The 20,467-nt window shown below is 40.9% G+C and carries 14 protein-coding genes, 16 tRNA genes and 3 rRNA genes; 28 read left to right on the top strand and 5 right to left on the bottom strand.

Features of this window, described 5'->3' with window-relative positions; genetic code table 11:
- Positions 1-10 precede the first annotated feature (10 nt).
- The 3 genes from MKZ14_RS19000 (at position 11) to MKZ14_RS18990 (ending at position 3,608) form a co-directional block, all read left to right on the top strand.
- Positions 11-823: an HAD family hydrolase gene (locus MKZ14_RS19000; RefSeq protein WP_333004897.1), complete on the top strand. Its 813-nt coding sequence runs from the start codon at positions 11-13 to the stop codon at positions 821-823.
- 96 nt (positions 824-919) lie between these two features.
- On the top strand, positions 920-2,551 hold the full coding sequence (locus MKZ14_RS18995; protein WP_333004896.1) for a YceG family protein: 1,632 nt from the start codon (positions 920-922) through the stop codon (positions 2,549-2,551).
- Between the two features lie 22 nt (positions 2,552-2,573).
- Positions 2,574-3,608: a toxic anion resistance protein gene (locus MKZ14_RS18990; RefSeq protein WP_333004894.1), complete on the top strand. Its 1,035-nt coding sequence runs from the start codon at positions 2,574-2,576 to the stop codon at positions 3,606-3,608.
- A 126-nt stretch (positions 3,609-3,734) separates the two neighbouring features.
- Here MKZ14_RS18990 and MKZ14_RS18985 read toward each other — a convergent pair whose 3' ends face one another.
- Both MKZ14_RS18985 and MKZ14_RS18980 read right to left on the bottom strand, forming a co-directional pair.
- A complete protein-coding gene (locus MKZ14_RS18985) occupies positions 3,735-4,823 on the bottom strand; it encodes an aromatic acid exporter family protein (RefSeq protein WP_016994014.1) in 1,089 nt (362 codons plus the stop codon).
- A 135-nt stretch (positions 4,824-4,958) separates the two neighbouring features.
- Complete coding sequence (locus MKZ14_RS18980) at positions 4,959-6,245, bottom strand: glutamate-1-semialdehyde 2,1-aminomutase (protein ID WP_036077004.1); 1,287 nt, start codon at positions 6,243-6,245, stop codon at positions 4,959-4,961.
- Positions 6,246-6,374: 129 nt separating this feature from the next.
- Between MKZ14_RS18980 and bcp the strand changes: the two genes are divergently transcribed.
- The 3 genes from bcp (at position 6,375) to perR (ending at position 8,356) form a co-directional block, all read left to right on the top strand.
- Positions 6,375-6,851 (top strand): thioredoxin-dependent thiol peroxidase, encoded by a 477-nt coding sequence (gene bcp, locus MKZ14_RS18975; RefSeq protein WP_036077006.1) that lies wholly within the window; start codon positions 6,375-6,377, stop codon positions 6,849-6,851.
- Positions 6,848-7,792, top strand: a complete 945-nt coding sequence (locus MKZ14_RS18970; RefSeq protein WP_036077007.1) for a D-2-hydroxyacid dehydrogenase — start codon at positions 6,848-6,850, stop codon at positions 7,790-7,792. Before bcp ends, MKZ14_RS18970 begins: the two co-directional genes overlap by 4 nt.
- Positions 7,793-7,912: 120 nt before the next feature.
- Positions 7,913-8,356, top strand: coding sequence for a peroxide-responsive transcriptional repressor PerR (perR, locus tag MKZ14_RS18965; RefSeq protein WP_016994016.1), 444 nt, complete (start codon positions 7,913-7,915; stop codon positions 8,354-8,356).
- A gap of 22 nt (positions 8,357-8,378) precedes the next feature.
- Here the strand turns inward: perR and MKZ14_RS18960 are convergent, their stop codons facing one another.
- Positions 8,379-8,732 (bottom strand): YgzB family protein, encoded by a 354-nt coding sequence (locus MKZ14_RS18960; protein WP_036077010.1) that lies wholly within the window; start codon positions 8,730-8,732, stop codon positions 8,379-8,381.
- Positions 8,733-8,880: 148 nt separating this feature from the next.
- On the opposite strand from MKZ14_RS18960, the gene MKZ14_RS18955 reads away from it, so the two are divergent.
- The 22 genes from MKZ14_RS18955 (at position 8,881) to MKZ14_RS18850 (ending at position 18,733) form a co-directional block, all read left to right on the top strand.
- On the top strand, positions 8,881-9,768 hold the full coding sequence (locus tag MKZ14_RS18955; protein ID WP_036077012.1) for a nucleotidyltransferase-like protein: 888 nt from the start codon (positions 8,881-8,883) through the stop codon (positions 9,766-9,768).
- Positions 9,769-10,119: 351 nt separating this feature from the next.
- Positions 10,120-11,672: ribosomal RNA gene (locus tag MKZ14_RS18950) — 16S ribosomal RNA — on the top strand.
- Positions 11,673-11,854: 182 nt separating this feature from the next.
- Positions 11,855-14,782, top strand: a 23S ribosomal RNA gene (locus MKZ14_RS18945).
- Positions 14,783-14,894: 112 nt separating this feature from the next.
- Positions 14,895-15,010: ribosomal RNA gene (gene rrf / locus MKZ14_RS18940) — 5S ribosomal RNA — on the top strand.
- Together the 16S, 23S and 5S rRNA genes with 16 tRNA genes alongside form the textbook arrangement of a ribosomal RNA operon.
- Before the next feature lie 16 nt (positions 15,011-15,026).
- Positions 15,027-15,103 (top strand) — tRNA-Asn (locus tag MKZ14_RS18935).
- Positions 15,104-15,108: 5 nt separating this feature from the next.
- A tRNA-Ser gene (locus tag MKZ14_RS18930) sits at positions 15,109-15,200 on the top strand.
- Positions 15,201-15,224: 24 nt separating this feature from the next.
- Positions 15,225-15,299 (top strand) — tRNA-Glu (locus MKZ14_RS18925).
- A 15-nt stretch (positions 15,300-15,314) separates the two neighbouring features.
- A tRNA-Val gene (locus MKZ14_RS18920) sits at positions 15,315-15,390 on the top strand.
- A 26-nt stretch (positions 15,391-15,416) separates the two neighbouring features.
- Positions 15,417-15,491: transfer RNA gene (locus tag MKZ14_RS18915), tRNA-Met, on the top strand.
- A 3-nt stretch (positions 15,492-15,494) separates the two neighbouring features.
- Positions 15,495-15,570 (top strand) — tRNA-Asp (locus MKZ14_RS18910).
- A 15-nt stretch (positions 15,571-15,585) separates the two neighbouring features.
- Positions 15,586-15,658: transfer RNA gene (locus MKZ14_RS18905), tRNA-Phe, on the top strand.
- A 12-nt stretch (positions 15,659-15,670) separates the two neighbouring features.
- Positions 15,671-15,746, top strand: a tRNA-Thr gene (locus MKZ14_RS18900).
- 9 nt (positions 15,747-15,755) lie between these two features.
- Positions 15,756-15,839 (top strand) — tRNA-Tyr (locus MKZ14_RS18895).
- Positions 15,840-15,852: 13 nt separating this feature from the next.
- A tRNA-Trp gene (locus MKZ14_RS18890) sits at positions 15,853-15,926 on the top strand.
- 12 nt (positions 15,927-15,938) lie between these two features.
- Positions 15,939-16,014, top strand: a tRNA-His gene (locus MKZ14_RS18885).
- 35 nt (positions 16,015-16,049) lie between these two features.
- Positions 16,050-16,125: transfer RNA gene (locus tag MKZ14_RS18880), tRNA-His, on the top strand.
- Between the two features lie 4 nt (positions 16,126-16,129).
- Positions 16,130-16,204, top strand: a tRNA-Gln gene (locus MKZ14_RS18875).
- A 5-nt stretch (positions 16,205-16,209) separates the two neighbouring features.
- Positions 16,210-16,284: transfer RNA gene (locus MKZ14_RS18870), tRNA-Gly, on the top strand.
- A gap of 8 nt (positions 16,285-16,292) precedes the next feature.
- Positions 16,293-16,366: transfer RNA gene (locus MKZ14_RS18865), tRNA-Cys, on the top strand.
- 47 nt (positions 16,367-16,413) lie between these two features.
- Positions 16,414-16,494, top strand: a tRNA-Leu gene (locus MKZ14_RS18860).
- 168 nt (positions 16,495-16,662) lie between these two features.
- Positions 16,663-17,649 (top strand): tyrosine-type recombinase/integrase, encoded by a 987-nt coding sequence (locus MKZ14_RS18855; RefSeq protein WP_333006998.1) that lies wholly within the window; start codon positions 16,663-16,665, stop codon positions 17,647-17,649.
- An 856-nt stretch (positions 17,650-18,505) separates the two neighbouring features.
- Positions 18,506-18,733 (top strand): hypothetical protein, encoded by a 228-nt coding sequence (locus MKZ14_RS18850; RefSeq protein ID WP_339280341.1) that lies wholly within the window; start codon positions 18,506-18,508, stop codon positions 18,731-18,733.
- Between the two features lie 184 nt (positions 18,734-18,917).
- Here MKZ14_RS18850 and MKZ14_RS18845 read toward each other — a convergent pair whose 3' ends face one another.
- Complete coding sequence (locus MKZ14_RS18845) at positions 18,918-19,154, bottom strand: hypothetical protein (RefSeq protein WP_333006800.1); 237 nt, start codon at positions 19,152-19,154, stop codon at positions 18,918-18,920.
- 1 nt (position 19,155) lies between these two features.
- A complete protein-coding gene (locus MKZ14_RS18840) occupies positions 19,156-20,421 on the bottom strand; it encodes a hypothetical protein (RefSeq protein WP_333006798.1) in 1,266 nt (421 codons plus the stop codon).
- Positions 20,422-20,467 lie beyond the last annotated feature (46 nt).

The raw sequence follows: 20,467 nt of genomic DNA, 5'->3' as shown, positions 1-20,467 counted from the left end.
GGAGAATATGATGATATTATTTACATCTGATTTAGATAGAACCCTTATTTATTCTAAACGCATGATGGAGATGTTTCCGCCAGCTACAGAGACAATCGTCGTTGAACACAAGATTGAAACTGCAATGAGTATGATGACGCAGGCAACAGCACCCCTATTGCAACAGGTGCACCAACAAGCTCTATTTGTACCTGTTACAACAAGAGCATTACATCAATATAAAAGAATCCATTTTATTCATGATTTATGCCCTGCTTTTGCAATTACAAGCAATGGGGGTACAATAGTAGAAAAGGGTCAGCCATATGAAAAATGGACACAAACATTATCTAGACGCATTGAAGATTCTTCAATTCCTCGTATGGATATGCTAAAGCTTTTTCAGACGATTAAATCTGATACATGGCTACAACGTTCTTTGTATATTGATGAGCTTTTTTACGTACATCATGTAGATATCAACGTTTTACCATCCGATGAATTACAAGCGATGATTCGAGAGTTTGATGTGCATGGTTGGTATGTTCTATTACAAGGGAAAAAATTGTATTTTATGCCTAAGGTGCTGACAAAGGAAGCGGCTATAGAATATATAAAGGAATTCTGTACATACGATATGCATATCGCAGCAGGTGATTCTATTATGGATTATGGCATGCTTGCAATGGCTGATTTAGCTTTTACACCAAATCATGGAGATTTAAAGGATAAACAGCCAAAAGTTTTACAAAATACAACTTACTCGCCTCTCTACGGCGAAGCATTTACAAAAGATTTATTGGAAGCGGTTTTAAAGATGGCATCACAACATACGGTCATATAAAAGTTCAAATATTTTTTGTTGTCATTAGGTGAGGCGCCCTATGACAAATGAATGCTTCCACATAGGCTGAGGATGATTTTTAGGAGGTGCGTTTGTATGCAAACAATCACAATTAAATCAGTGTTGGAGCGTCATCCTGATGATTGGCTACAGGCGTTTCAAGATTCACCAAAGAATCGTGCATTTTATGAAAAAACAGAGCAACAAGTGAGTTTTAGTAGAATTGCTGTACGTGTATTGGGCGTACCAATCGAAGAAGATGATTACTTCAATTCATTATTTACATTGTCACAAAACGCTAACATCCATATTTTAAGTGAAGAATTAAATAAACATATTGAACCAAAAGACTTTCAGGCAATACAAGCAATCCTTTCACAGCATCAACAAACTCCACAAGGTCTATCTATTAATCGTTTAGTGGCAATGATGTATGGTTATCAATTAATTCCTAAACATGATGATAGTGTAATGAATCGCCATTTACAGTTAGCAACCATTAAAGTAGTAGAGCTCTTTCAAAAACAGCAATCGTTAGGTTTGCTAGCAAATGACTTTCGCCGTTTTTTAATTGATATGGTGAAATGGTTAAAAAATCATTGGATTCTATGGACAAAATCCATGAAACCAACAGATGATTTTCCTAAAGTAGTTTGGTACGGGGAAGCAACACTTAGTCAGCGCTATTTCTTATTATTATTAATGGAGCTAGGTTGTGACGTATTAATTTTTCATCCAGCTAAAACGGATGAATTTGCTGAGATTGATCCTAATGATTCTTTCTCCATCACATATGCATATTCCAATCAAACAGCTTTACAGCCATTTCCTGATAAGTTGCGTGATCGGCAGGCAACGGTCGGATATCGATCGAGTCAGCATTTTGAACAATTAATGCATGATCAGCAATCAGGTGTCTATAAGCCTTGGCAGTTTAAAGATTTTATGCCACGCTCCTTAACATTACGGATGACATATGACGATATTTTTATTTATGCAAAAGAGAAAGCTTTGGTTCGACCACAGTTTGAAGTGGTTGGAGATGAGGTTGTCATACCAGTCATATTTGCAAAAATTAGTGGGGTTTCGAGCCAACGTGAAGAATACTGGCATTATATGCATCAGTTATTAGCAAATCCGCAAACTGTTTTTGTCCAGAAATTCCCCTATGCATCAACGAGCAGAGCCAATTTCCACTTTCACTATAAGCATTGCCTAGTAAATGGAGAGCTGTCAGTAGAGCGTATTATGCAAAGTGATTGGTGGCAATATGGGGAGTTAACATTGGAGCTACAGCGTGCAATTGCACATACGATAAAAACTTCCTGTGAGCAGCCCATGTTGAAACAACAGCCGAATGAGTCCTTATATGATTTACAGTTATTTTTATTTAAACAAATGACGATGATTCCTCCGGAGGTACTGCGATTACTACAAAGCTTTGATTATTCACAAGAGGTACCGAAGCTGGTATTATTCCAAGCACCTCAACAACCAGCTTTATCACGTGAGGACATGGTATTATTGGCCTTTTTAAATCGATTTGGTGTGGATATTGTTTTTTATAACCCGACAGGACAACTAGATTTAGAAAAACATTTACGAGAAGATAGTTACGATGTACATCGTTTAGAGCATATGCTATTTGACTTGCACTATGAAGAACCAAAGCCACAGAAAACTGCACCCGACAAAATCATAAAAAAACTCTTTAATCGTTTTTTCTGATGATAGGAAGGAGGCGGCACAAATGTCAAATAACTCGTTGACGCTGAAGCAGCTAACGCTGGAAACAGCAGAAGCCTTCAAAGAACAGTTACGGGATCATGCACAGGTAAAGCAAATTGCCAATCAAATTGATATAAAAAATCAGTTAGAGCTATTAGCTTTGGGAAAAGAGCCGGCTACAAAATTAGCTACATTTGCAGATCAAATTTTAGCAATCATCACCCAGTCAACAACTTTCGAATCAAATGAATTATTTAAGCAGCTTGAAGCCCTTATGCAAACATTCGACAAACAAGATTTTACAGAACAAAAGGGCTTTTTTAAAAAGCTATTTGCACGGAAGACCAAAAATGATGGTGATTTATTTACGAAATACAATGGACTGGGGAGAGAGATTGAGAAAATCCATTATCAATTTGTGCTGATGGAAGAAGAATTAGCGAAGGATAATCGAGTACTTGCACGCTTATATCAAGAGGACCTCATGTACTATCTTGAGCTAGAAAAGTATATCGTAGCAACTGATATGAAACTTCATGAGGTCCAAACAACATTGATTCCGATGTATGAAAAACAGAGTGAAGCAGGTAATCAGCTGGCGAAAATGGAGCTAAATCGTTTGCAAGCTATTGCAGAGATGCTCCAGCAAAAAATAGATGATTTAGAAAAATCGCGTATGGTGGCTATTATCACAGCTCCCCAAATCGATATGCTACGTAATGGTAACAGTGAATTGATTGAACAAATTAATGGGGCTTTTGTTAAAACCATTCCTGTTTTTAAAATGGGTTTGATGAATGCAGTTAATGAAAGACGTCAACAATTACAAAGTCAATCAGCCTCTGCCTTTGAAGACCGTATGAAGCAATTTGGGGGAGCTAGCAAGGAAGCGGTGCAATTAAGTACTGCCATGGCTCAACAATCCAGCACTACCCAGACTCTTGAAGAAATGTGGGATACTATTGTATCAGGCATTGCCAATTATCAGCAATTACGTGATGTACAAACGGTCAAACGCCAACAAGCAGAGCAACAACTGCTAACATTACGTTCTTAGCTCCTTTCCTCTAAGTAGATTACTACTTGGAGGTTTTTTGTATAGAAAAAGCAACAGACTTTTCTTCATTCAAAGGGTGATCAAAAGCCCCTAGAATCAAGGTAATCTGTTGCCATAAAATGCTAGCTAAATGAATTCTTCTTCAAATTCTACATTGATTTCATGTCCATGATAGCTTTGGTAGGACACAATGAGTGTATCGAGATGTTCTAGGTTTTCCTCATAATCTAAAATACGCGATAATATATAGAGTAGGTGATAGCTAGAAAACTCCGTATCGCCCTCTTCACGAGCAAAGTTGATTTGCTTGATAAAAATTTCCATCAGCTCATTACGTTGGACATAGTCAATGCTTTTACTCCACTCCGAATGCTCAGGCTTTAGCTTTCCTGTATATTTTAAGAGCAATTGCTCATGGTATGTTAACAAGGAATCAAGTCTCTCCTGAATCATTAAATGAAATTGTGTAGGGAGCTGAGCTAATTCATTTTCGTGATTATGCAAACGCTGTAGCAATTCCAAGCTTTTCTTGGAAGTTAAAATCATTTGACGATAGACTACTAGTTTGCGTGCTTTCACATATTTTTTATTTTTTAAGTAATTACGCTCTTCCTTATAAAAATCATACAGCGTATCCACTCGTAGCATACGGTTTTTAAACTTACTTAATGCTGTTTTTGTGGATGTATGCTCAGAAGCTTGCCGTACAGCCAGTCGTGTCCAACGAATAATATCATCTTGTAAAATATAAATTTTGCGAAATAGTTTTACCTCGTATTTAGGTGGTAAGAACACAAGATTTACGACAAATGCTGCTAATACCCCAACTAATATCGTAACAAAGCGTATCAAACCAAACGTTAAAAAGTCATCCCCTTGAAATTCCATAATAGCTACAACTGATACCAACGCTAGCGAAAGTGATTTTTCGAGTTTAAACTTTAACATTAAACCAATAGCTATTATGACGGCTATACCAATGGCAACGACATGATGGCCAAAAAGTAAGCCGAAAATGACGGCAATTGTCGCACCTATAATATTCGCTTGTACTTGCTCCACAATGGTTTGGTAAGAACGATAAATAGAAGGCTGAATAGCAAAAATAGCTGCAATTCCAGCAAAAACAGGTGAAGGTAGTTTTAACAACTCTGCAATAAATAATGCAAATACGATAGCTACACCAGTTTTAAATACACGGGCACCTAATTTCATAAAGATGTCCTTTCTGTCTAATATTTTTTAGCTTCTTTACATTATAGAAGGAAGTACTCATAAAATACATAGATTTGCATGGATGAATAAGAAAAAGGCGACTTCTACTTGCAAGTCGCCTTTTTCTTGTCAAGATTACAATTGAGAAAACGCAATATCTACTGCTTTAATTGTTTCCTGAATGTCTGCTTCTGTATGCTCAGTTGTTAAGAACCATGCTTCATATTTAGAAGGAGCTAGATTAATACCTTGCTCAAGCATGTGTTTAAAGAAGCGTCCAAAAATTTCACCATCAGAGCTTTCAGCTTGTTCATAGTTTTCTACCTTCACATCTGTAAAGTAAATAGTAAGCGCTCCTTTAAGACGATTTAACGTGATGGTTACGCCATGTTTTTTAGCGGCAGCTAAAATACCTTCTTCTAAAATTGCGCCTAATCTATCCATTTCCTCATATATACCTGGTGTTTGTAGCACTTCTAGGCAAGCAATACCAGCTTGCATAGATGCAGGATTTCCAGCCATCGTACCCGCTTGGTATGCTGGGCCGAGTGGTGCAACAGTATCCATAATCTCTTTGCGTCCGCCATATGCACCGATTGGTAAACCACCACCAATAACTTTACCAAGTGCAGTTAGATCAGGTGTTAGGCCAAGTAAATTTTGAGCGCCACCATAGTGGAAGCGGAAGGCCGTGATGACTTCATCGTAAATCGTTAGGGCCCCTTTTTCCTTTGCTGTAGCATGTACTAATTCAAGGAAACCTGGCTTCGGTTCAACAATACCGAAGTTTCCTACTATTGGCTCGATTAAAATAGCTGCAATCTCCTCGCCCCATTTATCCATGGCTTCTGTAAAGGCTTCAGGGTTATTAAAAGGTACAGTAATAACTTCTTCAGCAGTCGAAGTTGTAACACCTGCTGAATCAGGTGTTCCTAATGTTGCTGGACCTGATCCAGCAGCCACTAATACTAAATCGAAGTGCCCGTGGTAGCAGCCAGCAAATTTCATGATTTTTGTACGGCCTGTATAGGCACGTGCCACACGAATCGTTGTCATAACAGCTTCTGTGCCAGAGTTGTTAAAGCGTACTTTATCCATCGAAGGGATGGCTTCCTTTAACATTTTTGCAAAAGTAACTTCATATTCAGTCGGTGTCCCAAACAGTGTACCATTTTCAGCTGCGTGCGCTATGGCCTTTGCAATATGTGGATGGCCATGGCCAGTAACGATTGGACCATATGCTGCTAGGTAGTCGATATAGCGATTGCCATCTACATCCCAAAAATAGGCGCCTTTTCCTCGCGCCATGGCTACAGGAGAACCGCCACCTACTGCTTTATATGAACGAGAAGGGCTGTTTACACCACCAACAATATGCTGTAAAGCCTCTGCATGTATTGCTTCAGATTTTGCATGATTCATAGAATTGCCTCCTAACTTTTTATACGTAATCTATTGTAGACCTATCACTGTAAGAAATCCAAAGAAATTAAGGGATATGACTTGATTTGTTACTTAGAGTAAAATAGAACCTACAGAGGAGGAGATTGTATGACTTTACTAGAAGGACAAAAGGCGCCAGATTTTTCTCTAATGAACGAAAAGGGCGAGATGGTGCATTTAGCTGATTTTAAAGGGAAGAATGTTATTTTATATTTTTACCCAAAGGATATGACACCAGGCTGTACGACAGAGGCATGTGATTTTCGCGATAAGTTTGAGGACTTCAGTCATTTAAATGCTGTTGTTCTTGGTGTTAGTCCAGATAACGAGAAAAAACATGCAAAATTTATTGATAAGCATGGCTTGCCATTTTCATTATTAGTGGATGAGGATCATGCTATTGCTGAAGCATATGATGTATGGACTTTAAAGAAAATGTATGGACGTGAATATATGGGCATAGAGCGTTCAACGTTTTTAATTGATACTGAGGGGAAGCTTGTAAAAGCTTGGCGCAAGGTTCGAGTAAAAAATCATATTGAAGAAGTTTACGCTTATTTAGCAGAACAGGAGGCAAAACAATGAGAATCTATTTTACATTTGAACCTAGACCAGATTTACGAGAGCCATTATTAGCAGAATTTCCACAGGTTGAATTTATCTTTGAAAAGAGCTTATCAAATGAAGAGCTTCAACAAGCGGATGTCTTAGTTACATATGGTGAAGATTTAACAGAAGAGAGTATTCAATATGCGACGAAGCTAAAATGGATTTTTGTTGCATCGGCAGGTATAGAAAAAATGCCGGCTCAGGCTATTATCGAACGCGGCATTCTAGTTTCAAATGTTCGGGGCATTCATAAAACGCCTATGGCTGAATCCATGCTTGCTCATATTTTAGCCATTAAACGAGCTTTGCCTTGGATGTATGAGCAGCAAAAGAAAAGTGAATGGTCGAAAAAAGCACAACAAACGGAATTACGAGATAGTACGGCACTTATTTTGGGACCGGGTGCCATTGGTTCGGAAGTTGGGCGTTTATTGCAAGCTTTTGGTGTTACGACGATTGGCTGTAACCGCTCTGGTAAAGAAGCGGCCTATATGAATACGATGATTAGCTTTGCTCAATTAAAAGAGGCTCTACCTCAAGCGGATATTGTTATTTCTGTATTACCAAAAACAACAGAAACGACCCATTTATTAGAAGAAGAGCATTTTGCTGCGATGAAAAATAATGCGATCTTCATGAATTTTGGTCGAGGTAATTTAGTGGATGAAAAGGTACTCATTCAAGCGATCGAAACAAAGCAAATAGGACACGCAGTTTTAGATGTATTCGAAGAAGAGCCTCTGACATCTGACAATCCATTATGGACATTACCAAATGTCATAGTATCACCCCATGTATCCAGTCATTCTTCTCGATATGTCGAGCGTAGCTTAGAAATCTTCAAGCCAAGCCTAACAAAATGGCTAAAAGGTGATACTGATTTAGAAAATGTCATGGATCTATCAAGAGGATATTAAGGAACAGCCATTGATTTATTGAGGATAAGCAATGTGTGATTGTTGACGAAGTAGTACGAATTGGATACACTATTTATAACAATTATAAATTAATAATACTTATGGAAGAGGTGCATGACGATGTCTACAACGCATTTACAAGATGCACTGGACACGTTGAAAACAACTGGTGTACGTATTACTCCTCAGCGTCATGCTATTTTGGAATATCTAATTCAATCAATGGCACATCCTACTGCCGATGAAATTTATAAAGCACTTGAGGGCAAGTTCCCTAATATGAGTGTAGCGACTGTTTATAACAACCTGCGTGTATTTCGTGAAGTAGGTCTTGTGAAAGAGCTAACTTACGGGGATGCTTCAAGTCGCTTTGATTTCGTGACAAACGATCATTACCATATGATTTGTGAATGCTGTGGTAAGATCGTCGATTTCCATTATCCTGGACTCGACGAAATAGAGCATTTTGCATCACAGGTAACAGGCTTTGATGTGCATTCGCATCGCTTAGAGATATACGGCACTTGTCCAACATGTAAAGTTGCTACTGCAAAAGTTCAATAAAAATCCTAGCTCTTAGAAAGGGCTAGGATTTTTTTGTTTTATTATTATAGGATTGATCGAACTCTTTACCTTCTAGAGTAGGATCAAGTGTTAATGGCTCATTGCAGTACATGCACATATCTACTCGTCCTAAAACCTTTGTATGCTTATGGCAATTTGGACACTCAACTTGAACAGCTCTTGTTGACAGTAATCCGATCCAAGCGTATACAACTGTACTACCGATAATACAAAGAACACCTAGTGACATGAAAATTAAAACTAATATCGGGCTATTTTTAAAGAAAATGCCTCCGTACATGACAATAAAACCAAAAAAGATTAGTGCTAGTGCGAATGAACGAATTTTATTAATTTTACTTTTATAAGGTTTCATATTTCATCTTGCCTCCCAATCTAAAATCTACTATAACATATAAGGACAAAGTATTTTAGCTTTGAACTGAATGAAAGAAGGAATACTTTTAGAGTATGTCGAATTTTTAACGGAATAAAGAACCTATATGAATAAAGGAGGGCTGAACATGGAGCAAGTACTGCGTCCAATCTATCAAGAACGTGCGAGTCAGTCGAATACATTAGGCGTAATTTTAGTGGAAAAGCGTGAAGAACAAAGTAACGTTACAGATACATTTGATACGGTTTTACTCATTATCGTAAAAGAAGCAGAGCAACCAGTCTTTTCAAAACATTACTTATATGAAGGAAATAAAATCGCTCTACATACTGTTACGGAAAAATTAATTCGAAAATGGTTACTCATTGGTTCAAATCGGAAGGTCGTCGATTGGATATTCTTCGGTAGAGTATTATTTGATCGGAATGAATTTCTGCATAAATTAAAAATAGAATTGCAGGAATTTCCGTATAGCGGACGTAAAATTAAAACAGGTATTCAATTTTCAAAGTTAATTCGTCGCTATTTGGAAGGGAAAGAATACTTCGATAAAGGAAGTTACTTGGATGCTTATAATCACGTTGTGGATTCCCTACATCATTTAGGTCGTTTATCTATTATCGATAGTGGCCTGTATCCTGAAGTAACTGTTTGGGCTCAGGTGAAAAAAATTGAGCCAGCCATCTATAAGCTGTATGAAGAGCTAGTGACAAGTAATGAGCCAATAGAAAAGCGCTTAGAATTGTTGTTTTTAGCAAGTGAGTTTTTAATCCACTCTCGTACACGAGATGGGGCACAGCATATACTAGAAGTCATGCAAACAAAAGAAATGTGGACCATTCAGGAATTACATGATCATCATGAGCTCGTGAATTACTCAGTGGATTTAGAAGTGTTTGTGGAGTATTTAGTGGATAAAGGCTATATTCAAATTGAACCAATTGCAGCGAAAAATGAAAGGATATTTCACCGTCATTACAAGGTAAATAAAGATGCTCTAGAAATGGGGCAATGACTGTAGTATGCTTGTAATCGAGGTATCTAAAAATACCTCGATATTTTTTAAAAAAAGTTGTTGACGAATAATATCTTAGTATTGTATTATATTAATTGTCGCTAAGACATAACGATTAACTCAGATAAAAGCATAAAAAACTTCTCTTAAAAAGTTGTTGACATGTTTTGAATAAGATGTTAATATAAAGAAGTCGCTGAAAAAACGACTTGAATAAAAATGAACCTTGAAAACTGAACAAGCAAAACGTAATCAATAAAGTTTTAAGTAGCTAGCTTTGCTAGTGAACAAAGCACAATTTTGGACATCAAACATGATGCCAGCAAAACAATTTGAGCTAATCAAATTTCTTTTATGGAGAGTTTGATCCTGGCTCAGGACGAACGCTGGCGGCGTGCCTAATACATGCAAGTCGAGCGAACAGAAAAGGAGCTTGCTCCTTTGACGTTAGCGGCGGACGGGTGAGTAACACGTGGGCAACCTACCCTATAGTTTGGGATAACTCCGGGAAACCGGGGCTAATACCGAATAATCTCTTTTGCTTCATGGCAAGAGACTGAAAGACGGCATCTCGCTGTCGCTATAGGATGGGCCCGCGGCGCATTAGCTAGTTGGTGAGGTAACGGCTCACCAAGGCGACGATGCGTAGCCGACCTGAGAGGGTGATCGGCCACACTGGGACTGAGACACGGCCCAGACTCCTACGGGAGGCAGCAGTAGGGAATCTTCCACAATGGGCGAAAGCCTGATGGAGCAACGCCGCGTGAGTGAAGAAGGTTTTCGGATCGTAAAACTCTGTTGTAAGGGAAGAACAAGTACAGTAGTAACTGGCTGTACCTTGACGGTACCTTATTAGAAAGCCACGGCTAACTACGTGCCAGCAGCCGCGGTAATACGTAGGTGGCAAGCGTTGTCCGGAATTATTGGGCGTAAAGCGCGCGCAGGCGGTCCTTTAAGTCTGATGTGAAAGCCCACGGCTCAACCGTGGAGGGTCATTGGAAACTGGGGGACTTGAGTGCAGAAGAGGAAAGTGGAATTCCAAGTGTAGCGGTGAAATGCGTAGAGATTTGGAGGAACACCAGTGGCGAAGGCGACTTTCTGGTCTGTAACTGACGCTGAGGCGCGAAAGCGTGGGGAGCAAACAGGATTAGATACCCTGGTAGTCCACGCCGTAAACGATGAGTGCTAAGTGTTAGGGGGTTTCCGCCCCTTAGTGCTGCAGCTAACGCATTAAGCACTCCGCCTGGGGAGTACGGTCGCAAGACTGAAACTCAAAGGAATTGACGGGGGCCCGCACAAGCGGTGGAGCATGTGGTTTAATTCGAAGCAACGCGAAGAACCTTACCAGGTCTTGACATCCCGTTGACCACTGTAGAGATATAGTTTCCCCTTCGGGGGCAACGGTGACAGGTGGTGCATGGTTGTCGTCAGCTCGTGTCGTGAGATGTTGGGTTAAGTCCCGCAACGAGCGCAACCCTTGATCTTAGTTGCCATCATTTAGTTGGGCACTCTAAGGTGACTGCCGGTGACAAACCGGAGGAAGGTGGGGATGACGTCAAATCATCATGCCCCTTATGACCTGGGCTACACACGTGCTACAATGGACGATACAAACGGTTGCCAACTCGCGAGAGGGAGCTAATCCGATAAAGTCGTTCTCAGTTCGGATTGTAGGCTGCAACTCGCCTACATGAAGCCGGAATCGCTAGTAATCGCGGATCAGCATGCCGCGGTGAATACGTTCCCGGGCCTTGTACACACCGCCCGTCACACCACGAGAGTTTGTAACACCCGAAGTCGGTGAGGTAACCTTTTGGAGCCAGCCGCCGAAGGTGGGATAGATGATTGGGGTGAAGTCGTAACAAGGTAGCCGTATCGGAAGGTGCGGCTGGATCACCTCCTTTCTAAGGATTATTTCGGAATACAAACCTTGGGTTTGTAAGATTACGTTTTGCGTTCAGTTTTGAAGGTTCATTCTTTCTGAATGAAATACTTCAAAACTTGTTCTTTGAAAACTGGATAAAACGACATTGAAATTGTAACAAACACATTTATTTTTTAAGTTTTTTTATAGGCTTAATAACTTGGTTAAGTTATTAAGGGCGCACGGCGAATGCCTTGGCACTAGGAGCCGAAGAAGGACGGCACTAACACCGATATGCTTCGGGGAGCTGTAAGTGAGCTTTGATCCGGAGATTTCCGAATGGGGGAACCCACTACGTTTAATCGCGTAGTATCTTGACGTGAATACATAGCGTCTTGAAGGCAGACCCAGGGAACTGAAACATCTAAGTACCTGGAGGAAGAGAAAGAAAAATCGATTCCCTGAGTAGCGGCGAGCGAAACGGGAAGAGCCCAAACCAAGAGGCTTGCCTCTTGGGGTTGTAGGACACTCTATACGGAGTTACAAAAGAGCGAGTTAGATGAAGCGACTTGGAAAGGTCCGCCAGAGCAGGTAAAAGCCCTGTAGTCGAAAGTTCGTTCTCTCCTGAGTGGATCCTGAGTACGGCGGAACACGTGAAATTCCGTCGGAATCCGGGAGGACCATCTCCCAAGGCTAAATACTACCTAGTGACCGATAGTGAACCAGTACCGTGAGGGAAAGGTGAAAAGCACCCCGGAAGGGGAGTGAAAGAGATCCTGAAACCGTGTGCCTACAAGTAGTTAGAGCCCGTTAATGGGTGATAGCGTGCCTTTTGTAGAATGAACCGGCGAGTTACGATTACGTGCGAGGTTAAGCTTTAGAAGGCGGAGCCGCAGCGAAAGCGAGTCTGAATAGGGCGAAATAGTACGTGGTCGTAGACCCGAAACCAGGTGATCTACCCATGTCCAGGGTGAAGGTGAGGTAACACTTACTGGAGGCCCGAACCCACGCACGTTGAAAAGTGCGGGGATGAGGTGTGGGTAGCGGAGAAATTCCAATCGAACTTGGAGATAGCTGGTTCTCTCCGAAATAGCTTTAGGGCTAGCCTCGTGATGAGAATACTGGAGGTAGAGCACTGTTTGGACTAGGGGGCCATCCCGGTTTACCGAATTCAGACAAACTCCGAATGCCAGATATTTATACACGGGAGTCAGACTGCGAGTGATAAGATCCGTAGTCAAAAGGGAAACAGCCCAGACCACCAGCTAAGGTCCCAAAGTAATCGTTAAGTGGAAAAGGATGTGGCGTTGCACAGACAACCAGGATGTTGGCTTAGAAGCAGCCATCATTTAAAGAGTGCGTAATAGCTCACTGGTCGAGTGACGCTGCGCCGAAAATGTATCGGGGCTAAACGATTCACCGAAGCTGTGGATTGACATCTACGATGTCAGTGGTAGGAGAGCGTTCTAAGTGCGTTGAAGTCAGACCGGAAGGACTGGTGGAGCGCTTAGAAGTGAGAATGCCGGTATGAGTAGCGAAAGACGGGTGAGAATCCCGTCCACCGTATGACTAAGGTTTCCTGAGGAAGGCTCGTCCGCTCAGGGTTAGTCGGGACCTAAGCCGAGGCCGATAGGCGTAGGCGATGGACAACAGGTTGATATTCCTGTACCACCTCCTCACCGTTTGAGAAATGGGGGGACGCAGTAGGATAGGGTAAGCGCGCCGTTGGTTGTGCGCGTCCAAGCAGTAAGGCGTGTGTGTAGGCAAATCCGCACACTGTAACGTTGAGCTGTGATGGCGAGTCCGTATGGACGAAGTTCCTGATTTCACACTGCCAAGAAAAGCCTCTATCGAGGTGAGAGGTGCCCGTACCGCAAACCGACACAGGTAGTCGAGGAGAGAATCCTAAGGTGTGCGAGAGAACTCTCGTTAAGGAACTCGGCAAAATGACCCCGTAACTTCGGGAGAAGGGGTGCTCTTGAGCGTGCAAGCGCATGAGAGCCGCAGTGAATAGGCCCAGGCGACTGTTTAGCAAAAACACAGGTCTCTGCAAAACCGTAAGGTGACGTATAGGGGCTGACGCCTGCCCGGTGCTGGAAGGTTAAGAGGAGTGGTTAGCGCAAGCGAAGCTGCGAATTGAAGCCCCAGTAAACGGCGGCCGTAACTATAACGGTCCTAAGGTAGCGAAATTCCTTGTCGGGTAAGTTCCGACCCGCACGAAAGGCGTAACGATCTGGGCACTGTCTCAACGAGAGACTCGGTGAAATTATAGTACCTGTGAAGATGCAGGTTACCCGCGACAGGACGGAAAGACCCCGTGGAGCTTTACTGTAGCCTGATATTGAATTTTGGTACAACTTGTACAGGATAGGTAGGAGCCAGAGATCTCGGAGCGCCAGCTTCGAAGGAGGCGTCGGTGGGATACTACCCTGGTTGTATTGAAATTCTAACCCATGCCCCTTAGCGGGGCAGGAGACAGTGTCAGGCGGACAGTTTGACTGGGGCGGTCGCCTCCTAAAAGGTAACGGAGGCGCCCAAAGGTTCCCTCAGAATGGTTGGAAATCATTCGTAGAGTGTAAAGGCACAAGGGAGCTTGACTGCGAGACCTACAAGTCGAGCAGGGTCGAAAGACGGGCTTAGTGATCCGGTGGTTCCGCATGGAAGGGCCATCGCTCAACGGATAAAAGCTACCCCGGGGATAACAGGCTTATCTCCCCCAAGAGTCCACATCGACGGGGAGGTTTGGCACCTCGATGTCGGCTCATCGCATCCTGGGGCTGTAGTCGGTCCCAAGGGTTGGGCTGTTCGCCCATTAAAGCGGTACGCGAGCTGGGTTCAGAACGTCGTGAGACAGTTCGGTCCCTATCCGTCGTGGGCGTAGGAAATTTGAGAGGAGCTGTCCTTAGTACGAGAGGACCGGGATGGACACACCGCTGGTGTACCAGTTGTCTTGCCAAAGGCATCGCTGGGTAGCTATGTGTGGACGGGATAAGTGCTGAAAGCATCTAAGCATGAAGCCCCCCTCAAGATGAGATTTCCCATTACGCAAGTAAGTAAGATCCCTCAAAGACGATGAGGTAGATAGGTTCGAGGTGGAAGTGTGGTGACACATGGAGCTGACGAATACTAATCGATCGAGGACTTAACCAAAAAAGTTTGAAACATTCAATGCACCGTTTATCCAGTTTTGAAAGAATAAAATATTAGAATATACTTGTAATTTTTATAAGATATGTTATAATAAGTATTGTCTTTCAAATAGTCTAGTGATGATGGCAAAGAGGTCACACCCGTTCCCATACCGAACACGGAAGTTAAGCTCTTTAGCGCCGATGGTAGTTGGGGGCTTCCCCCTGTGAGAGTAGGACGTCGCTAGGCTATATACTAAAATTATTCCGAAGTAGCTCAGTTGGTAGTAGCACCTGACTGTTAATCAGGTTGTCGCAGGTTCGAGTCCTGCCTTCGGAGCCATTCTTGGAGAGTTGTCCGAGTGGCCGAAGGAGCACGATTGGAAATCGTGTAGGCGGTTAACACTGTCTCAAGGGTTCAAATCCCTTACTCTCCGCCAGCACTTTGATGTGTTCCAAACGATGGCCCCTTGGTCAAGTGGTTAAGACACCGCCCTTTCACGGCGGTAACACGGGTTCGAATCCCGTAGGGGTCACCAATTCAATACCCAGATGGAGGATTAGCTCAGCTGGGAGAGCATCTGCCTTACAAGCAGAGGGTCGGCGGTTCGAGCCCGTCATCCTCCACCATTATTTTTACAACATTATAGTATTATCGCGGGGTGGAGCAGTGGTAGCTCGTCGGGCTCATAACCCGAAGGTCGTTGGTTCAAATCCAGCCCCCGCAACCAAATGGTCCCGTGGTGTAGCGGTTAACATGCCTGCCTGTCACGCAGGAGATCGCCGGTTCGATCCCGGTCGGGACCGCCATTTATTTTAAAATATGGGTCAGTAGCTCAGTTGGTAGAGCATTAGATTGAAGCTCTAAGTGTCGGCGGTTCGATTCCGTCCTGACCCATCTTGTTTTTTTGCCGGTTTAGCTCAGCAGGTAGAGCAACTGACTTGTAATCAGTAGGTCGTGGGTTCGATTCCTATAGCCGGCACCAGATTTTCCCGGAGGGGTAGCGAAGTGGCTAAACGCGGCGGACTGTAAATCCGCTCCTTAGGGTTCGGCGGTTCGAATCCGTCCCCCTCCACCAGTTTTATTATTTTAGGGGCATAGTTCAACGGTAGAATAGAGGTCTCCAAAACCTTTGGTGTGGGTTCGATTCCTACTGCCCCTGCCAATTAATTTTATGGCGATTGTGGCGAAGTGGTTAACGCACCGGATTGTGGTTCCGGCATTCGTGGGTTCGATTCCCATCAGTCGCCCCATCTAATATAAAATTAATAAACATCATAATACAATGGCGATTGTGGCGAAGTGGTTAACGCACCGGATTGTGGTTCCGGCATTCGTGGGTTCGATTCCCATCAGTCGCCCCATTGTTGGGGTATAGCCAAGCGGTAAGGCAACGGATTTTGATTCCGTCATGCCTAGGTTCGAATCCTAGTACCCCAGCCATTTTTGCGGAAGTAGTTCAGTGGTAGAACACCACCTTGCCAAGGTGGGGGTCGCGAGTTCGAACCTCGTCTTCCGCTCCATGTATGACGGCGGCATAGCCAAGTGGTAAGGCACGGGTCTGCAACACCCTTATCACCGGTTCAAATCCGGTTGCCGCCTCCATATTTTAACTGTTAATCGGTTTATCCGATTTTTTTTATCTCCATTATGCCGGTGTGGCGGAATTGGCAGACGCGCACGACTCAAAATCGTGTTCCTTTGGAGTGTCGGTTCGACCCCGACCACCGGTATCTAAAAAGAAGCTATTTATTCTGTAATTTAATCGTGAATAATACCGTAATATCAACCGTTTCTCACAGTGTGGGGAACGGTTTTTTCGTGTTCATCTTCAGTTATTTTGTCTTTACTGAACATCTTCAAATCGTGTGAACTAATCGTACGTATAGGAGGATACCATATTGGCAAGACGTAAAAACGTTCTGAATGAAGCTGAACTAAGTATTGTCAGTCATGAAAAACAATCGTACTTGGAAACGTTTAAAGAAGCTTTTGATTTATTTGAGAAGGATTGTGATATAAGAAATTTAAGACCGTACACTATTAAATTTTATCGCAATGAAATATCAGCATTCCTTACTCACTTATCCGAACAAGGAATTGATTTAACAACACTAAAACCTTCTGATGTAACCGAAGAGTATATTAAGGAAAAAGTGATTCTTTATATGCGTAATTACAAGGGTTCAAAGGTAGTATCGGTAAACACTCGTTTACGTGGCTTGCGTGCATTTTTTAACTTTCTGTATAAACAAAAGTACATTCCAAAAAATCCAATGGAGAATATAAAGCTTTTAAAAGATAGAAAGCGTGTTATAGCTACGTTTACAAAAGAACAATTAAACAAGTTATTTAGACAACCTGATTTAACAACATTTATTGGTGTTAGGGATTATACGATAATGTTGTTGTTTTTGGAAACTGGTATACGAGTAAATGAACTTATAGGAATAACTCTTGCTGATATTCGTTGGGAAGATAACCTTATTTGTATTAGAAACGCAAAAACATATAGAGAAAGATTAGTTCCAATCCAAAATGAAATGAAAAGCCAACTTAAAAAGTATGTTTCTATTCGTGGTTATGTTGAAAGTGACGCTTTATTTGTCACAATGGATGGAACGGCTTTAACAAGACGCGGGATACAGAACCGAATAGAAAAGTATGGTGTACTTGCTGGTGTTAAAGGGGTTCGTTGTAGTTGTCATACCTTTAGACATACCTTTGCAAAGATAAGCGTTCAGCAAGGTGCAAACATCTTTGAGTTACAATCCATTCTTGGTCACACCAGTATGGAAGTTGTAAAAATTTATGTGAATCTTTTTGGCACAGATGTACGTGAAAGTCACAAGAAATTTTCACCATTAAAAGTGTTAGAAAAAAGATAAAAAGAAAAGCCACCTACTCGCAATAGGTGACTTAACAGTAAATCGAACTTCTAGTTCACGCAAATAAACTGAATACGATATACCTTATCTTGCTTTAATTTTACCGAAAAAAATTAAGATTAGCAAGGTTTATTAAGTGCACCCTTTTTTAGGTATATCCAACGTGGAACGCCAAATAATACGTTGTAAATCAAACCTTGATAGGTTATGACTTAGCCGATGCAATAATTAAGTCTAGGACACAAATAAATAGTACCCTTGTTTACTATAGTGTCTGAAAGGTGCTGACAACCAATTTGAAAGGTCAGGAGTGGAAGGTCTGATTAGTTACGGCTATGCAGAATACATAATACATTGTAATTGTTGCCGAGTTTCTCACAACAGTAGAATAAGCATTTACGATACACGCAGAAGGCATGTAGACGGATTACAAGACGTTTCGGGGGCAGAAGTAGAAACTATGTGTATTGTTCGAGAGAACGCATTTAACAAGGGCATACATACACGGAATACCTCAAATGACGGATTCATGTACATACATAATGCAATGGCTGTCTACGTTTTAGATTCTTGTTTATTAGTTTCTGAAATGTAGGCAGTCATTTTTGCACCAAGCCGTTGTCCTCAACTCTGGCTTCATGGTGAAGGGAACTGCTTAAACAGTAAAGAACTATATTACTGAAAGTGAGATTCAATGAAGTGTATTTATAATTGTGACAAGGTTGTGCAGTCGATTCGTCTCATGTACTATCGTTATACTTTATAAAGTAGTGCTTGAAAATAAATTATTACTTTCATAAAGGAATTGAATTAAGCTAGATGTATATATTTTTATTTATGAAGGAGAAGGCTTTTTATGTACTGGAATTATAGAGTTGTTGAATTCACTAGTAAACAGAACAAACCATACTTTGAGATATGTGAAGTTCATTATGATGAAAACGATAAGCCTTATGCGTGGGGTGAAATAATGCCTGCTGAATCATTGGATGAATTAAAAGATGATTACGAGTATATGCGTAAAGCATTTGAAAGTCCTGTATTGAAAGTAGTTGATGATAAATTAGTACAAGTGACAGAATAATGTGTAGTATGTATATAATGTGTAATAAAAGAGAAGGTGCTTCTGCAACTAACAGGTGCTTTAATTCAATAAGATTCAATAAGAAAAGTCGATTCCTTAACATACTGGAATTCGACTTTGTTTTTTATGATTATTGCATGAACTCTTGAGAGTTATTACATATGTGTTTCTATCTATACTTAAATCAGATAAGTTCAGGGAACAAAGCCAATACTTTTTTCGGTTCACGTTCCATGTAGTCCATAAATGAATAGTAACAGTCTTTTCTGCTTTTCCCATTTACAATGTTTTTAATGGTGGTTCTTGATACTGGAAATTGTTTTTCTATCTGATATGGAAGAAGCTTTTTAACCTTGTTTAGATATAAGATTTTGTAAACATCCTTATCAGTAAGTTTTACGTTATATATGTTATTTGACATGCTACAAGTCCCCTTCCAAATAGTCAGTCAGAAGTGTTCTCATACGCTTTGATGGGATATACAGGTTTATGGGCTGTTTATCACGTATACGACTTCTCCATATCCACTGGATAAGTTCAGATAGTGCATACATATCTTCTTTTACTTTAACACCCTTTGAAGTAAAGAATTTCTTTTCATAAGGGTTCATAAAGCGATTTACTGCATATGCCAGGGATTCTTTTCCTTTAAACTCATTAGTAGCACGGGCATTACAAGCAACAAAACCTTTTGTGTATCCTTTTCCCTTTAGCTTTGATACATCAGCTTCATAGCAAGTCCACATATTTGATTCTGTAGGTGTTTTAACATTATTTTTGAAGTAAGTGGTGATATTCTTCTTTAGTTTTTCAGTTAAATGCTGGTTCTGTTCTTTACCGAACCAAGACTTTGAAAAAGCAAATTTATTATCACCGACATTATTCAATTTACCTTCATAAATGTATATTAGCGACTTCAGATGGGTTTTATCATAGGATTCTTTATCCGCATGGTTTATCAATTTATATTCACCAGTTGGTAGCTTTTGAACGGCTTTATAACTGTATTCAAGGTTATACATATCGTAATAATATTTTTGCTGTTGGCACTGAAAAAGGTATGTCATGATATACACCTCTTTAAAGGCTTGAAATACTGAAATTGGGAATGTCCAAAACAGCACTGTGTTTTCAAAGAAATACAAGTTTTCCGATTCAGCAAGTAATTTAATATCTTTGTATCGTGTTTTTTGATATTTACCTTCACTATTCCAACTGATTAAATCAGTTTCTTTATCTACTTTAACCATCCCACCATCAAGCAACCACTGAAAATCATCTTTGTTTAAATCATGATGTTCAACAACATTCATTACTTCATCAAGAATCAACGTGTAGTTTCCAGCTTTAATTAATTCAATCAATTCATCATCAGCTTTCTGGAATAGTTTATGTGTTGCTGCAATGTCTCGTTCATTCAATAATAGTTCTTTTAGATTTGCTAATTTACCCTTATTTTTGCCACTTGGTTCTGGTGTTACGAACTTTCGACTTGTTACACATTCTTTAATGCGTCGTGTTTCTGACAAGAATGGTGTGATGTAAAGAAAATTCTTGTCAGAATCAGCTTCATTCATATATTGAATTGCCCAACTGGTTTTACCTGAACCCATAATACTATCAACAATGTTTACTACTGTTTGTGGTTTAACCTTTGTGTAATTTGTTTCTTTTACTAAATTATTCATGTACAATTTCCTCTCTATTTTGGCTACAACCCTTAAACAAGAAAAG

This window comes from Lysinibacillus sp. FSL P2-0066, from assembly GCF_037969495.1.
Classification (GTDB): Bacteria; Bacillota; Bacilli; order Bacillales_A; family Planococcaceae; genus Lysinibacillus; species Lysinibacillus boronitolerans.
The sequence above is the reverse complement of the archived record's forward strand: the minus strand, read 5'-3'. Positions and strand labels throughout refer to the sequence as shown.